12 protein-coding genes, 1 tRNA gene and 1 pseudogene are annotated in these 16,205 nt (G+C 55.7%); all 14 read right to left on the bottom strand.

Features of this window, described 5'->3' with window-relative positions; translation table 11 throughout:
• The coding region (locus tag BM382_RS31260; RefSeq protein ID WP_139238038.1) for a GTP-binding protein at window positions 1-647 on the bottom strand (647 nt) is incomplete at its 3' end.
• Between the two features lie 34 nt (window positions 648-681).
• Window positions 682-2,829: an elongation factor G gene (gene fusA, locus BM382_RS31265; protein WP_011063777.1), complete on the bottom strand. Its 2,148-nt coding sequence runs from the start codon at window positions 2,827-2,829 to the stop codon at window positions 682-684.
• Between the two features lie 30 nt (window positions 2,830-2,859).
• The gene (rpsG, locus tag BM382_RS31270) at window positions 2,860-3,330 is read right to left on the bottom strand and encodes a 30S ribosomal protein S7 (RefSeq protein WP_007925959.1); all 471 of its coding nucleotides are present in this window, start codon (window positions 3,328-3,330) and stop codon (window positions 2,860-2,862) included.
• A 111-nt stretch (window positions 3,331-3,441) separates the two neighbouring features.
• Window positions 3,442-3,813, bottom strand: coding sequence for a 30S ribosomal protein S12 (rpsL, locus tag BM382_RS31275; protein ID WP_003186084.1), 372 nt, complete (start codon window positions 3,811-3,813; stop codon window positions 3,442-3,444).
• Window positions 3,814-4,013: 200 nt separating this feature from the next.
• The gene (rpoC, locus tag BM382_RS31280) at window positions 4,014-8,213 is read right to left on the bottom strand and encodes a DNA-directed RNA polymerase subunit beta' (protein ID WP_011063778.1); all 4,200 of its coding nucleotides are present in this window, start codon (window positions 8,211-8,213) and stop codon (window positions 4,014-4,016) included.
• Window positions 8,214-8,277: 64 nt separating this feature from the next.
• On the bottom strand, window positions 8,278-12,351 hold the full coding sequence (gene rpoB, locus BM382_RS31285; protein ID WP_011063779.1) for a DNA-directed RNA polymerase subunit beta: 4,074 nt from the start codon (window positions 12,349-12,351) through the stop codon (window positions 8,278-8,280).
• Window positions 12,352-12,572: 221 nt separating this feature from the next.
• On the bottom strand, window positions 12,573-12,938 hold the full coding sequence (gene rplL / locus BM382_RS31290; protein ID WP_011063780.1) for a 50S ribosomal protein L7/L12: 366 nt from the start codon (window positions 12,936-12,938) through the stop codon (window positions 12,573-12,575).
• Window positions 12,939-13,018: 80 nt separating this feature from the next.
• Window positions 13,019-13,519: a 50S ribosomal protein L10 gene (gene rplJ / locus BM382_RS31295; protein WP_011063781.1), complete on the bottom strand. Its 501-nt coding sequence runs from the start codon at window positions 13,517-13,519 to the stop codon at window positions 13,019-13,021.
• 198 nt (window positions 13,520-13,717) lie between these two features.
• Window positions 13,718-14,413 (bottom strand): 50S ribosomal protein L1, encoded by a 696-nt coding sequence (gene rplA / locus BM382_RS31300; RefSeq protein ID WP_011063782.1) that lies wholly within the window; start codon window positions 14,411-14,413, stop codon window positions 13,718-13,720.
• Complete coding sequence (gene rplK, locus BM382_RS31305; RefSeq protein ID WP_003176435.1) at window positions 14,413-14,844, bottom strand: 50S ribosomal protein L11; 432 nt, start codon at window positions 14,842-14,844, stop codon at window positions 14,413-14,415. The genes rplA and rplK overlap by 1 nt, the downstream gene beginning before the upstream one ends.
• Window positions 14,845-14,962: 118 nt before the next feature.
• Window positions 14,963-15,496 (bottom strand): transcription termination/antitermination protein NusG, encoded by a 534-nt coding sequence (nusG, locus tag BM382_RS31310; protein WP_002555501.1) that lies wholly within the window; start codon window positions 15,494-15,496, stop codon window positions 14,963-14,965.
• Window positions 15,497-15,505: 9 nt separating this feature from the next.
• The gene (gene secE, locus BM382_RS31315; RefSeq protein ID WP_011063783.1) at window positions 15,506-15,874 is read right to left on the bottom strand and encodes a preprotein translocase subunit SecE; all 369 of its coding nucleotides are present in this window, start codon (window positions 15,872-15,874) and stop codon (window positions 15,506-15,508) included.
• A gap of 45 nt (window positions 15,875-15,919) precedes the next feature.
• Window positions 15,920-15,995 (bottom strand) — tRNA-Trp (locus tag BM382_RS31320).
• 54 nt (window positions 15,996-16,049) lie between these two features.
• Window positions 16,050-16,205, bottom strand: a pseudogene (locus tag BM382_RS31325) (elongation factor Tu); the annotation flags it as partial.

A 16,205-nucleotide genomic window follows, 5' to 3' on the forward strand; every position in this document is an offset into this window, starting at 1 on the left:
ATCAGGAACGGCTTGTCGATTGCACGCTCTGGCTCTGGGATGTAGGTATCCAGAGTTTCTACCAGACGCTTAACAGCGGTGGTACCCATTTCGTTGTCGTCTTGGCCGTTCAGAGCCATCAGAGCCGAACCGATGATGATCGGAGTGTCGTCACCTGGGAAGTCGTAAGTGCTCAGCAGATCGCGCACTTCCATCTCAACCAGTTCCAGCAGCTCAGCGTCGTCAACCATGTCAGCCTTGTTCAGGAAGACAACGATGTACGGAACGCCTACCTGACGGGACAGCAGGATGTGCTCACGAGTTTGTGGCATCGGACCATCGGCAGCCGAGCAAACCAGGATCGCGCCGTCCATCTGGGCAGCACCAGTGATCATGTTTTTGACGTAGTCGGCGTGACCTGGGCAGTCAACGTGCGCGTAGTGACGAATGTTCGAGTCATACTCTACGTGCGCAGTATTGATGGTGATACCACGAGCTTTTTCTTCTGGGGCGCTGTCGATCTTGTCGAAGTCAACACGAGCCGAACCGAAAACTTCGGAGCAAACGCGAGTCAGAGCAGCGGTCAGAGTGGTTTTACCGTGGTCAACGTGACCGATAGTGCCAACGTTGACGTGCGGTTTGTTACGTTCAAATTTTTCTTTAGCCACGACAATTAACTCCTAGCCTAAAGGGGAGACTGAATCAGCCTTGTTTTTTAACGAGAGCTTCGACGATGTTCGACGGAGCTTCGGCGTATTTGGAGAATTCCATGGAGTAGCTCGCGCGACCCTGAGACATGGAACGAACGTCAGTTGCATAACCGAACATTTCACCCAGTGGCACTTCAGCACGGATAACCTTGCCGGACACCGAGTCATCCATACCCTGAATCAGACCACGACGACGGTTCAGGTCACCCATCACGTCACCCATGTAGTCCTCTGGGGTTACAACTTCAACCTTCATGATCGGCTCGAGCACAACGCCGCCACCCTTCTGGGCCAGCTGCTTGGTCGCCATGGAGGCTGCCACCTTGAACGCCATCTCGTTGGAGTCGACGTCGTGGTAGGAACCATCAAACACGGTAGCCTTCAGGCCGATCAGCGGATAACCGGCAACGACGCCGTTCTTCATCTGCTCTTCGATACCCTTCTGGATAGCCGGGATGTATTCCTTAGGAACCACACCACCAACAACTTCGTTGGTGAAGACCAGACCTTCGGTGATGTTGCCGTTCGCATCGACGTCTGGCTCCGAGAAACGGATCCAGCAGTGACCGAACTGACCGCGACCGCCGGACTGACGAACGAACTTGCCTTCGATCTCAACGTTGCTCTTGCTGATCTTCTCGCGGTACGAAACCTGCGGCTTGCCGATGTTGGCTTCGACGTTGAACTCGCGCTTCATGCGGTCAACGAGGATGTCCAGGTGCAACTCACCCATACCGGAGATGATGGTCTGGCCAGTCTCTTCGTCGGTCTTGACGCGGAACGACGGGTCTTCCTGAGCCAGCTTGCCCAGTGCAATACCCATCTTTTCCTGGTCCTGCTTGGTTTTCGGCTCTACCGCTACCGAAATTACAGGCTCAGGGAAGTCCATACGTTCAAGAATGATCTGCTTGTCGAGATCGCACAGAGTGTCACCAGTGGTGACGTCCTTCATGCCGATCAGAGCAGCGATGTCGCCTGCACGTACTTCTTTGATCTCTTCACGCTGGTTGGCGTGCATCTGCACCATACGACCAACGCGCTCTTTCTTGCCCTTGACCGAGTTGATCACGGAGTCGCCCGAGCTCAGGAAGCCCGAGTAAACGCGCACGAAAGTCAGAGTACCAACGAACGGGTCGGTAGCAATCTTGAATGCCAGAGCCGAGAACGGTTCAGCATCGTCAGCATGACGCTCGTCGTAGTCAGCCTCTACCAGCTCATCCTTCGGCTTCTCGATGAGATCCGGATGGATACCCTTGATCGCCGGGATCTCGGTAGGAGCAGGCAGGAAGTCGATAACGGCATCGAGAACCAGGGGAACGCCCTTGTTCTTGAACGACGAACCGCAGACGGCCGGAACGATCTCGCTAGCCAGGGTGCGCGCACGCAGACCGGCCTTGATCTCTTCGACAGTCAGGTCACCTTCTTCAAGGTACTTGTTCATCAGCTCTTCGTTGGCTTCAGCAGCAGCTTCAACCATGTTGGAGCGCCACTCGTTAGCCAGGTCCAGCATATCGGCAGGAATTTCTTCCTCGCGATAGGTAGTACCCTTGTCGTCGTCGTTCCAGTAGATAGCCTTCATCTTGATCAGATCAACCTGACCTTCGAAGTTATCTTCAGCACCGATAGCCAGCTGGACCGGAACCGGGGTATGACCCAGGCGGTTCTTGATCTGGCCAACAACGCGCAGGAAGTTGGCACCGGCACGGTCCATCTTGTTCACGTAAACAACACGTGGAACACCGTACTTGTTGGCTTGACGCCATACGGTTTCAGACTGAGGCTCAACACCGGAAGTACCGCAGAACACAACGACCGCGCCGTCGAGTACACGCAGGGAGCGCTCTACTTCAATGGTGAAGTCAACGTGGCCAGGGGTATCGATAACGTTTACACGATAGTTATCGTATTGGCCGCGCGAACCTTTCCAGAAGGTAGTTACAGCAGCGGAGGTAATGGTGATACCGCGCTCCTGCTCCTGCACCATCCAGTCGGTGGTCGCAGCGCCGTCATGCACCTCACCCATCTTGTGGCTGAGACCTGTGTAGAACAGGATCCGCTCGGTAGTGGTAGTCTTGCCCGCGTCAACGTGGGCACAGATACCGATGTTACGGTAGCGGTTGATTGCTGTAGTACGAGCCATAAAGCCCTCGCAAAATGAATGATGCCGATATTAGAAGCGGTAGTGCGAGAAAGCCTTGTTGGCTTCAGCCATACGGTGAACGTCTTCACGCTTCTTAACTGCAGCACCTTTGCCTTCGGCAGCGTCCAGCAGTTCGCCAGCCAAACGCAGAGCCATAGACTTCTCGCCGCGCTTGCGGGCGAAGTCTACCAACCAGCGCATTGCCAGAGCGTTACGACGGGACGGACGAACTTCGACCGGAACCTGGTAAGTAGCACCGCCTACACGGCGCGACTTCACTTCGACCAGCGGAGCGATGGCGTCGAGAGCTTTCTCGAAGATTTCCAGGGGATCGCTGTTCTTGCGCTCTTTAACTTTTTCCAGCGCGCCATAAACGATACGCTCGGCAACGGCTTTCTTGCCGCTTTCCATTACGTGGTTCATGAACTTGGCGAGGATCTGGCTTCCGTATTTCGGATCGTCCAGAATCTCACGTTTGGCTGCTACGCGACGTCTTGGCATTGATAAGCCCTCAAACGGTCTTCAGGTTAGCTCGGGACAGTTGATCCAATGGACGCGTGCCCGACCTTACTCTTATCGACTCAATATAATTAAAAACTGCAAAACGACCGATTACTTCGGACGCTTGGTACCGTACTTCGAACGACCTTGGTTACGACCTTTAACGCCGGAGGTATCCAGGGAGCCGCGAACGGTGTGGTAACGAACACCTGGCAAGTCTTTTACACGGCCGCCGCGAATCAGTACGACGCTGTGCTCTTGCAGGTTGTGGCCTTCACCGCCGATGTACGAGGAAACCTCGAAACCGTTGGTCAGACGCACACGGCACACTTTACGCAGTGCCGAGTTAGGTTTTTTCGGCGTAGTGGTATACACGCGAGTGCACACGCCACGACGTTGCGGGCAGTTCTGCAGCGCAGGCACGTCGGATTTCTCGACGATACGCTTACGCGGCTGACGTACCAGCTGGTTGATAGTTGCCATCTACTAGCTCCACTGTTGTCTTTCGACATAAACAAAATGGCAGAGCAGGAGCTCCACCAAATTTAGGGGTACAAGAGTCTAAAGAGGATCTTGCCCCCAGTCAAGGCAAGGCCCCGGCCTCCCCGATCAGCGAACCTCGACAAAAAGTGTCTTGATTCTCAATCGAAAAAGCCGGGGCCCGTCTCAATCTACTGCAGACCTCAATTACCGCTGGAGTTCAGCGCTTCAGTCAGTGCTGCTTCGACTTCGCTTGCGCTTACGCGCAGCGGCTTGTCTGCATCACGACGACGCTTACGCTCGCTGTGGTACGCCAGGCCAGTACCGGCCGGGATCAGACGACCCACGACCACGTTTTCTTTCAGGCCACGCAGGTAGTCGCGCTTGCCAGTTACCGCCGCTTCGGTCAGTACACGGGTGGTCTCTTGGAAAGAGGCTGCCGAGATGAACGATTCGGTGGACAAGGACGCCTTGGTGATACCCAGCAGTACGCGGGTGAACTTGGCGACGAACTTGTCTTCGGTGCTCAGACGCTCGTTTTCTACCAGTACGTGAGTCAGTTCCATCTGGTCGCCCTTGATGAAGCTGGAGTCGCCGGACTCGGCGATTTCAACCTTACGCAGCATCTGACGCAGAATGGTCTCGATGTGCTTGTCGTTGATCTTCACGCCTTGCAGACGGTAAACGTCTTGGATCTCGTTGACGATGTACTTGGCCAGCGCACTGACACCCAGCAGACGCAGGATATCGTGTGGATCGCTCGGACCGTCGGAGATAACTTCGCCGCGGTTCACTTGTTCGCCTTCGAAGACGTTCAGGTGACGCCACTTCGGAATCAGCTCTTCATACGGATCGCTACCGTCGTTCGGAGTAATGACCAGACGGCGCTTGCCCTTGGTCTCTTTACCGAACGCGATGGTGCCGCTGACTTCAGCCAGAATCGACGCTTCCTTCGGACGACGAGCTTCGAACAGGTCGGCAACACGCGGCAGACCACCGGTGATGTCACGGGTCTTCGAAGTTTCTTGCGGAATACGAGCGATAACATCACCGATCGCAATCTGCGCACCGTCGGCAACGCCGACCAGGGCGTTAGCCGGCAGGAAGTACTGTGCCGGTACGTCGGTACCTGGCAGCAGCAGATCCTTGCCATCCATACCCACCATCTTCACAGCAGGACGGATGTCCTTGCCGGCAGCTGGACGGTCTTTGACGTCAAGCACTTCAATGTTGGTCATACCGGTCAATTCGTCAGTCTGACGCTTGATCGTGATGCCTTCTTCCATGCCCACGTAGGTCACGGTACCTTTCATTTCGGTAACGATCGGGTGAGTGTGCGGATCCCACTTGGCCACGATAGCGCCAGCGTCGACCTTGTCACCTTCTTTAACCGAAATCACAGCACCGTACGGCAGCTTGTAACGCTCGCGCTCACGACCGAAGTCATCAGCGATTGCCAGCTCACCGGAACGGGACACAGCAACCAGGTGGCCATCCACACGCTCAACGTGCTTCAGGTTGTGCAGACGGACGGTACCGCCATTCTTCACCTGAACGCTGTCGGCTGCGGAAGTACGGCTTGCCGCACCACCAATGTGGAACGTACGCATGGTCAGCTGGGTACCCGGCTCACCGATGGATTGGGCAGCGATAACGCCGACCGCCTCACCAATGTTCACCTGGTGACCACGAGCCAGGTCACGGCCGTAGCACTTGGCGCAAATGCCATAGCGGGTTTCGCAACTGATCGGCGAACGCACGATCACTTCGTCGATGCTGTTGAGCTCGATGAATTCAACCCACTTTTCGTCTACCAGGGTGCCGGCAGGAACGATGACGTCCTCGGTACCCGGCTTGAATACGTCACGGGCGATAACACGACCCAATACGCGCTCACCCAGTGGCTCTACAACGTCGCCGCCTTCAATGTGCGGAGTCATCAGCAGGCCGTGTTCGGTGCCGCAATCGATCTCGGTTACAACCAGATCCTGCGCAACGTCCACCAGACGACGAGTCAGGTAACCGGAGTTCGCAGTTTTCAACGCGGTATCCGCCAGACCTTTACGAGCACCGTGAGTCGAGATGAAGTACTGGAGTACGCTCAGACCTTCACGGAAGTTCGCAGTAATCGGCGTTTCGATGATGGAGCCGTCCGGCTTGGCCATCAGACCACGCATACCGGCCAGCTGACGGATCTGTGCTGCGGAACCCCGCGCACCCGAGTCAGCCATCATGTACATCGAGTTGAACGATTCTTGCTCGACTTCGTCGCCATTGCGGTCGATGACCTTCTCTTTCGAGAGGTTGGCCATCATCGCCTTGGATACTTCGTCGTTGGCCTTCGACCAAAGGTCGATCACTTTGTTGTACTTCTCGCCCTGGGTTACCAGGCCGGAGGCGTACTGGCTCTCGATTTCTTTCACTTCGTCGGTGGCAGCACCGATGATGCGAGCTTTTTCATCCGGGATAACGAAGTCGTTAACACCGATGGAAACGCCGGAAATGGTCGAGTAAGCGAAACCGGTGTACATCAACTGGTCAGCGAAGATCACGGTCTCTTTCAGACCAACCACGCGGTAGCACTGGTTGATCAGCTTGGAGATCGCCTTCTTCTTCATCGGCAGGTTGACGACGTCGAACGACAGGCCCTTCGGCACAACCTGGAACAGCAGAGCACGGCCGACAGTGGTGTCGACGATACGGGTGGCGCTCACGCTGCCGCCATCACGATCATTGACGGTTTCGCTGATGCGAACCTTGATCTTGGCGTGCAGAGCCGCTTCGCCGGCGCGGAATACGCGGTCGACTTCCTGCAGGTCCGCGAACACACGACCTTCGCCCTTGGCGTTGATCGCTTCACGGGTCATGTAGTACAGACCCAATACAACGTCCTGCGACGGAACGATGATTGGCTCACCGTTGGCTGGCGACAGAATGTTGTTGGTCGACATCATCAACGCACGCGCTTCCAACTGGGCTTCCAGTGTCAGCGGTACGTGCACGGCCATTTGGTCGCCGTCGAAGTCGGCGTTGTACGCAGCACAGACCAGAGGGTGCAGCTGGATAGCCTTACCTTCGATCAGTACCGGTTCAAACGCCTGGATACCCAGACGGTGAAGGGTCGGTGCACGGTTGAGGAGAACCGGGTGTTCACGGATCACTTCAGCGAGAACGTCCCAAACCTCTGGCAGTTCGCGCTCGACCATCTTCTTGGCGGCTTTGATGGTGGTGGCCAGGCCACGCATTTCCAACTTGCCGAAGATGAACGGTTTGAACAGCTCGAGAGCCATCTTCTTCGGCAGACCGCACTGGTGCAGACGCAGGGTCGGACCTACGGTAATTACCGAACGACCGGAGTAGTCAACACGCTTACCGAGCAAGTTCTGACGGAAACGACCTTGCTTACCCTTGATCATGTCAGCCAGGGATTTCAGAGGACGCTTGTTGGAACCGGTGATAGCGCGGCCACGACGACCGTTGTCGAGCAGTGCATCGACAGCTTCCTGCAACATACGCTTTTCGTTGCGCACGATGATGTCCGGAGCGGACAGATCCAGCAGGCGCTTCAAACGGTTGTTACGGTTGATCACTCGACGATACAGATCGTTGAGGTCGGAAGTCGCGAAACGACCGCCATCCAGCGGGACCAGTGGACGCAGATCTGGCGGCAGAACCGGCAGAACGGTCAGCACCATCCACTCTGGCAGGTTGCCGGAACCCTGGAAGGCTTCCATCAACTTCAGACGCTTGGACAGCTTCTTGATCTTGGTTTCCGAGTTGGTTTGCGGAATCTCTTCACGCAGACGGCCAATCTCGTGCTCCAGGTCGATAGCGTGCAGCAGCTCGCGGACAGCCTCGGCACCCATGCGGGCGTCGAAGTCATCGCCGAACTCTTCCAGCGCTTCGAAGTACTGCTCATCGTTCAGCAGCTGACCTTTTTCAAGGGTGGTCATGCCTGGATCGATAACGACATAGCTCTCGAAGTAGAGAACGCGCTCGATATCACGCAGAGTCATGTCCATCAGCAAGCCGATACGGGACGGCAGCGATTTCAGGAACCAGATGTGGGCAACCGGCGAAGCCAGTTCGATGTGCGCCATGCGCTCACGACGAACCTTGGCCAGCGCAACTTCAACGCCGCACTTCTCGCAGATCACGCCGCGATGCTTCAAGCGCTTGTACTTACCGCACAGGCACTCGTAATCCTTTACCGGGCCAAAGATCTTGGCGCAGAACAGGCCGTCACGCTCAGGCTTGAACGTACGGTAGTTGATGGTTTCCGGCTTTTTAACTTCACCGAACGACCACGAACGGATCATCTCAGGCGAGGCCAATCCGATACGGATGGCGTCGAACTCTTCGACTTGACCCTGGTTTTTCAGCAAATTCAGTAGGTCTTTCAAGGCCTTTCCTCCTGGCGGAGCAGAGAGCGGGCAATCCTGCCCCGCTCTCGATTCGCGTCACGTGTTATTCGGTTTCCAGATCGATATCGATGCCGAGGGAACGAATTTCTTTGATCAACACGTTGAAGGACTCGGGCATGCCCGGCTCCATACGGTGATCGCCGTCCACGATGTTTTTGTACATCTTGGTACGACCGTTCACATCGTCCGACTTCACTGTGAGCATTTCTTGCAGAGTGTATGCAGCACCGTATGCTTCCAGTGCCCAGACCTCCATCTCCCCGAAACGCTGACCACCGAACTGCGCCTTACCACCCAGCGGCTGCTGGGTAACCAGGCTGTACGAACCGGTAGAACGAGCGTGCATCTTGTCGTCTACCAAGTGGTTCAGTTTCAGCATGTACATGTAGCCAACGGTAACTGGACGCTCGAACTTGTTGCCGGTACGGCCGTCGGTCAGTTGCATCTGGCCGCTTTCTGGCAGGTCTGCCAGTTTCAGCATGGCCTTGATTTCGCTTTCCTTGGCACCGTCGAACACCGGAGTGGCCATCGGAACACCGCCGCGCAGGTTGTTCGCCAGATCCAGGATCTCCTGATCGGAGAAGCTGTCCAGGTCTTCGTTGCGACCGCCGATCTGGTTGTAGATCTCGTCCAGGAAGGTACGCAGTTCTGCGACCTTGCGCTGCTCTTCGACCATGCGATTGATCTTCTCGCCCAGACCTTTGGCCGCGAGGCCCAGGTGAGTTTCGAGGATCTGACCAACGTTCATACGCGAAGGTACGCCCAGCGGGTTGAGGACTACGTCGACCGGGGTGCCATTGGCATCGTGCGGCATGTCTTCAACCGGCATGATCACGGAGACCACACCCTTGTTACCGTGACGACCGGCCATCTTGTCGCCCGGCTGGATGCGACGACGGATTGCCAGGTAGACCTTGACGATTTTCAGCACGCCTGGAGCCAGGTCATCGCCTTGCTGCAGCTTGCGCTTCTTGTCTTCGAACTTGTCGTCCAGCAGACGGCGACGATCAACGATGTAGGCCTGGGCCTTCTCGAGCTGCTCGTTCAGAGCATCTTCAGCCATGCGCAGTTTGAACCACTGGCCATGCTCAAGACCGTCGAGAACTTCATCGGTGATTTCCTGGCCTTTCTTCAGGCCGGCGCCGCCTTCGGCTTTATGGCCAACCAGAGCGGAGCGCAGACGTTCGAAGGTCGCACCTTCAACGATACGGAACTCTTCGTTCAGGTCCTTGCGGATCTCGTCCAGCTGGCTCTTCTCGATCGACAGTGCACGAGCATCACGCTCAACGCCGTCGCGAGTGAAGACCTGTACGTCGATAACAGTGCCCTTGGTACCAGTAGGCACACGCAGGGAAGTGTCTTTAACGTCGCTGGCTTTTTCACCGAAGATCGCACGCAGCAGTTTCTCTTCCGGAGTCAGCTGGGTCTCGCCTTTCGGAGTGACCTTGCCCACCAGGATGTCGCCTGCGCCAACTTCAGCACCTACATAAACGATACCGGCTTCGTCCAGCTTGTTCAGTGCAGCCTCACCCACGTTCGGGATGTCTGCAGTGATTTCCTCTGGGCCAAGCTTGGTGTCACGAGCCACACAGGTCAGTTCCTGGATGTGGATCGTGGTGAAACGATCTTCCTGAACCACACGCTCGGACAGGCAGATGGAGTCTTCGAAGTTGAAGCCGTTCCACGCCATGAACGCGATACGCATGTTCTGACCCAGTGCCAGCTCACCCATGTCGGTGGACGGACCATCGGCCATGATGTCGCTGCGCTGAACCCGATCACCCTTGCTCACCAGCGGACGCTGGTTGATGCAGGTGTTCTGGTTGGAGCGGGTGTACTTGGTCAGGTTGTAGATGTCGACACCGGCTTCACCGGTTTCAACTTCGTCATCAGCAACACGAACCACGATACGGCTGGCATCGACCGAGTCGATCACACCGCCACGACGAGCCACGACGCAAACACCGGAGTCACGGGCAACGTTGCGCTCCATGCCGGTACCTACCAGCGGCTTGTCAGCACGCAGGGTCGGTACAGCCTGACGCTGCATGTTGGAACCCATCAATGCACGGTTGGCGTCGTCGTGCTCGAGGAACGGAATCAGCGACGCTGCAACCGAAACTACCTGCTTCGGCGAAACGTCCATCAAGGTGACGTCTTCCGGCGCCTTGACAGTGAATTCGTTCAAGTGACGAACAGCTACCAGCTCATCGACCAACTGACCTTTGTCGTTCATCGTCGCCGAAGCCTGGGCGATCACGTGATCGGCCTCTTCGATAGCGGACAGGAACACGATCTCGTCGGTTACCAGAGCATCTTTCACCACACGGTACGGGCTCTCGAGGAAGCCGTACTGGTTGGTGCGCGCATAGGCCGCCAGGGAGTTGATCAGACCGATGTTTGGGCCTTCCGGCGTTTCAATCGGGCATACACGACCGTAGTGGGTCGGGTGTACGTCACGGACTTCGAAGCCTGCACGCTCACGGGTCAGACCACCTGGGCCAAGTGCAGAAACACGACGCTTGTGGGTGATCTCGGACAGCGGGTTGTTCTGGTCCATGAACTGGGACAGCTGGCTGGAACCGAAGAACTCTTTCACTGCCGCAGCCACTGGCTTGGCATTGATCAGGTCTTGCGGCATCAGGCCTTCGCTTTCAGCCATCGACAGGCGCTCTTTGACCGCACGCTCTACACGCACCAGGCCAACGCGGAACTGGTTCTCGGCCATTTCGCCAACACAGCGAACACGACGGTTACCCAGGTGGTCGATGTCGTCGACGATGCCTTTACCGTTACGGATGTCGACTAGAGTCTTCAGTACGGCAACGATGTCTTCTTTGCACAGAACGCCGGAGCCTTCGATCTCGGTACGACCGATACGACGGTTGAACTTCATCCGGCCAACGGCGGACAGATCATACCGCTCAGGGCTGAAGAACAGGTTGTTGAACAGAGTCTCGGCAGCATCTTTGGTCGGTGGCTCGCCAGGACGCATCATGCGATAGATCTCGACCAGGGCTTCCAATTGGTTGCTGGTGGAGTCGATCTTCAGAGTGTCAGAGACGAACGGACCGCAGTCGATGTCGTTGGTGTACAGAGTCTCGATGCGAACGACCTGAGCCTTGGCGATTTTCGCCAGGATCTCGGTGTTCAGCTCGGTGTTGCACTCTGCCAGGATTTCACCGGTAGCCGGGTGCACGATAGCCTTGGCGGTGGTACGACCCAGGACGTAGTCCAGAGGTACATCCAGCTCTTTGATACCGGCTTTTTCCAGCTGGTTGATGTGACGAGCGGTGATACGACGACCCTGCTCGACAATAACCTTGCCCTTGTCATCCTGGATGTCCAGAACGGCAATCTCACCACGCAGGCGCTGAGGCACCAGCTCCAGGCTCAGGCTCTCGCCTTTCACGTGGAATACGTTGGTGGTGTAGAAAGCGTCCAGCACTTCTTCAGTGGTATAGCCCAGCGCGCGCAGCAGAACCGATGCCGGCAGCTTGCGACGACGGTCGATACGGACGAACACGCAGTCTTTCGGGTCGAACTCGAAGTCCAGCCACGAACCGCGGTAAGGAATGATCCGCGCGGAATACAGCAGCTTACCGGAGCTGTGCGTCTTGCCACGGTCGTGGTCGAAGAATACGCCAGGGGAACGGTGCAGCTGGGAAACGATTACACGCTCGGTACCGTTGATTACGAAGGTACCGTTCTCAGTCATCAGGGGAATTTCACCCATGTAGACTTCTTGCTCTTTGATGTCCTTGATCGCTTTGTTCGACGATTCTTTGTCGAAAATGATCAGACGGACTTTTACCCGCAAAGGTACGGCGTAAGTTACACCACGCAACACGCATTCTTTAACATCAAACGCCGGTTCGCCCAGGCGATAACCGACATACTCCAACGCAGCATTGCCGGAGTAGCTGATGATCGGGAAAACGGATTTGAAGGCCGCATGCAGGCCCACGTCGCGGAACTGATCTTTAGTCGCTCCCGCTTGCAAGAATTCACGATACGAATCCAGCTGGATGGCCAGGAGGTACGGCACATCCATGACGTCCGGCAACTTGCTAAAGTCCTTGCGGATACGTTTTTTCTCAGTATATGAGTAAGCCATCAGCGTTCCCCAGCTTGGTCACCTGCTTATTCGGCTCCTCCCGACGGGAGCAGCCAGAAAATCGTGCAAACCCTTTGGTTTGCGCCACCGCACAGGGTGGGCTACAGCACGTTACTGGCACCGACCCAGTCGGTCGCCAATAACGGAAAAAGGCCGGTGGCAAAAGCCACCAGCCATCAGCCGTTCGCTTAACGCTTGGGCTGGAGACACAAAGTCGATGCTTACTTGAGCTCGACTTTAGCGCCTGCTTCTTCCAGAGCTGCTTTGGCTTTGTCAGCTGCTTCTTTAGCAACAGCTTCCAGAACCATGGCAGGAGCGCCGTCAACTACAGCCTTGGCTTCTTTCAGGCCCAGACCGGTCAGTTCACGTACAGCCTTGATCACGTTAACTTTCTTCTCGCCAGCTTCGGTCAGCATGACGTTGAATTCAGTTTGCTCTTCAACAACAGCGGCAGCAGCAGCTGGGCCAGCAGCGGCAACAGCAGCGGTAACGCCGAAGGTTTCTTCCATTGCTTTGATCAGCTCAACAACTTCCAGAACGGTTTTCTGGCCGATTGCTTCGATGATTTGCTCGTTAGTCAGAGACATGACTATAAATTCCTGTATTGGGGTGACAGCCTACGCAGCCATCAAATTAAACATATGATTTTGAAAGGGCTTGCAGTGCCTTAGGCAGCAGCAGCTTCTTTCTGGTCGCGAATAGCCGCCAGAGTACGAGCCAGCTTGCTGGTAGCGCCTTGAATCACGCTCATCAGCTTCGCAATAGCTTCGTCGCGAGTTGGCAGCGAAGCCAACACGTCGATCTCGTTTGCTGCGAGGTACTTGCCCTCGAACGCAGCTGCCTTGATCTCGAACTTTTCCTGACCCTTTGCGAACTCTTTGAAAATACGAGCGGCAGCGCCCGGATGTTCCTTGGAGAATGCAATCAGGGTAGGGCCGACGAACGCGTCGTTGAGCACGTCATATTGAGTGCCTTCAACAGCGCGCTTGAGCAGGGTGTTACGTACGACACGTACATAAACACCAGCTTCGCGGGCCTCTTTACGGAGTCCGGTCATAGCGCCTACTGTCACACCACGGGCATCAGCCACGACAGCGGACAGAGCGGCTTTGGCAGCCTCGTTGACTTCAGCGACGATGGCCTTCTTGTCTTCGAGTTTAATTGCCACGGGTTTAACTCCTGCTTGTTACCGTTTCATCCAACCGGAGCTGGATGTCGTTTTGGTGTCTGATTCGGTAAGGAACCGGGAGCACCATCTGCGTAGGCTTGAGGTTTAAGACTTGCGTCGCCTACGGTCTTGGATAGCCCCCGCCAGGCAGGGACCCCAATTTTTCAGCGCGCGCAATTACTTGCACGCGCTTGTGTCTTATACGTCCAGCGAACCCTGGTCGATGACCAGACCTGGGCCCATAGTGGTGCTCAGGGTAACGCGCTTGACGTAGATGCCTTTCGAAGAAGCTGGCTTGATACGCTTCAGGTCAGCGATCAGGGCTTCAACGTTTTCCTTCAGCTTGACGGCGTCGAAGCCGACCTTGCCAACGGAAGTGTGGATGATGCCGTTTTTGTCGGTGCGATAGCGAACCTGACCAGCCTTGGCGTTCTTAACTGCCGAAGCTACGTCTGGAGTAACGGTACCGACTTTCGGGTTAGGCATCAGGCCGCGAGGACCCAGAACCTGACCCAGCTGACCCACAACGCGCATTGCATCCGGGGAAGCAATAACCACGTCATAGTTCAGGTCGCCGCCTTTCATTTCGGCAGCCAGATCGTCCATACCTACGCGGTCTGCACCGGCAGCCAGAGCAGCTTCAGCTGCTGGGCCCTGAGTGAACACAGCTACACGTACAGTCTTGCCAGTGCCGTGTGGCAGCACAGTAGCGCTACGAACAACCTGGTCAGATTTACGTGGGTCTACGCCCAGGTTCACAGCAACGTCTACGGACTCGCTGAACTTAACGGTCGACAGCTCGGTCAGGAGAGCGGCGGCTTCTACGAAGTTGTAGGCCTTGCCTGCTTCAATCTTGCCGGCGATAGCCTTTTGGCGCTTGGTCAGCTTAGCCATTACACACCCTCCACGTTAAGGCCCATGCTACGAGCAGAACCGGCGATAGTACGCACGGCTGCATCCATATCAGCTGCAGTCAGATCCGCGTTTTTGGTTTTCGCGATTTCTTCCAGCTGAGCACGGGTAACAGTGCCAACCTTAACGGTGTTTGGACGAGCGGAACCGCTGGTCAGGCCAGCAGCTTTCTTCAGCAGAACCGAAGCGGGGGTGCTCTTAGTTTCGAAAGTGAAGCTGCGGTCACTGTAAACAGTGATGATCACAGGAGTCGGCAGGCCTGGCTCAAGACCCTGAGTACGGGCGTTGAAAGCTTTGCAGAACTCCATGATGTTCACGCCGTGCTGACCCAGAGCTGGACCAACGGGTGGACTTGGGTTGGCCTGAGCGGCCTTAACTTGCAGCTTGATGTAAGCAGTAATCTTCTTAGCCATGAGGCACTCCAATTACGGGTTCAGACGCCTAGATAGGCTCCCCGGTTACTTGCGCGTTTATCCCAGTGACGACAAAACCCCACAGCCTAAGGCTGCGGGGTATGGGATTCTCGTTCAGTTATGCCTTCTCGACCTGACTGAACTCTAGCTCTACCGGAGTAGAGCGACCGAAAATGAGCACTGCCACCTGAATGCGGCTCTTTTCGTAGTTAACTTCTTCGACCGTACCGTTAAAGTCAGCGAATGGGCCGTCAGTAACACGGACCACCTCACCCGGTTCAAACAGTGTCTTAGGCTTGGGCTTGTCGCTACCATCAGCAACGCGACGCAGAATCGCTTCCGCTTCTTTGTCAGTGATAGGAGCCGGCTTATCGGCAGTACCACCAATAAAGCCCATGACACGAGGAGTGTCCTTGACCAAATGCCAAGTACCCTCGTTCATATCCATCTGTACCAGCACATAGCCTGGAAAGAATTTACGCTCGCTTTTGCGCTTCTGGCCATTGCGCATCTCAACCACTTCTTCAGTGGGGACCAGAATCTCGCCGAAGCCATCTTCCATGCCAGCCAGCTTCACACGCTCGATCAACGAACGCATTACATGCTTCTCGTAACCCGAGTAAGCATGCACAACGTACCAACGCTTAGCCACGGGACACCCTTAGCCAACAATCAAGGAAACAAGCCAGCCGAGCAGGGAATCTAGCCCCCACAACAGCAACGCCATGACCAGAACCACAGCCACAACAATCAACGTGGTCTGCGTGGTCTCTTGGCGAGTTGGCCATACGACTTTACGAATCTCAGTGCGCGCTTCCTTAACCAGGACAAAGAACGACTTACCCTTGGCAGTCTGCAAGCCAACGAAGGCAGCAACTGCAGCAATGACAAGTAGCGCCAAGACACGGTACAGGATCGGCGAAGCAGAGTAGTACTGATTGCCAACAACACCAACAATCACCAAGGCAACAACAACCAGCCACTTGAGCAGATCGAAGCGAGAGCCTTGAGCTTCAGCCTTAGGAGTCATCTATGAAGATCCTGTGAAAAGAAAGCCAGACACATTGAGTGAATCTGGCAGGTCAGGAGGGAATCGAACCCCCAACCTACGGTTTTGGAGACCGTCGCTCTGCCAATTGAGCTACTGACCTAAAAACAAAATCAGGCCGACCATTATGTCGGCCCGATGGAGATATATCAAGAACTTATTCGATGACTTTGGCTACGACGCCAGCGCCGACGGTACGACCGCCTTCACGGATAGCGAAACGCAGACCATCTTCCATCGCGATGGTTTTGATCAGAGTGACAGTCATCTGGATGTTGTCACCTGGCATTACCATTTCAACGCCTTCTGGCAG

This window comes from Pseudomonas sp. NFPP25, assembly GCF_900116505.1.
GTDB lineage: Bacteria > Pseudomonadota > Gammaproteobacteria > Pseudomonadales > Pseudomonadaceae > Aquipseudomonas > Aquipseudomonas protegens.

Bases quoted from the DNA above. Each gene is read 5' to 3' on its own strand.
- rplL (WP_011063780.1), bottom strand. From the start codon at position 12,938: ATGTCTCTGACTAACGAGCAAATCATCGAAGCAATCGGCCAGAAAACC.
- rplA (WP_011063782.1), bottom strand. From the start codon at position 14,413: ATGGCTAAGCTGACCAAGCGCCAAAAGGCTATCGCCGGCAAGATTGAA.
- rpsL (WP_003186084.1), bottom strand. From the start codon at position 3,813: ATGGCAACTATCAACCAGCTGGTACGTCAGCCGCGTAAGCGTATCGTC.
- fusA (WP_011063777.1), bottom strand. From the start codon at position 2,829: ATGGCTCGTACTACAGCAATCAACCGCTACCGTAACATCGGTATCTGT.
- rpoB (WP_011063779.1), bottom strand. From the start codon at position 12,351: ATGGCTTACTCATATACTGAGAAAAAACGTATCCGCAAGGACTTTAGC.
- rpsG (WP_007925959.1), bottom strand. From the start codon at position 3,330: ATGCCAAGACGTCGCGTAGCAGCCAAACGTGAGATTCTGGACGATCCG.
- rplK (WP_003176435.1), bottom strand. From the start codon at position 14,844: ATGGCTAAGAAGATTACTGCTTACATCAAGCTGCAAGTTAAGGCCGCT.
- secE (WP_011063783.1), bottom strand. From the start codon at position 15,874: ATGACTCCTAAGGCTGAAGCTCAAGGCTCTCGCTTCGATCTGCTCAAG.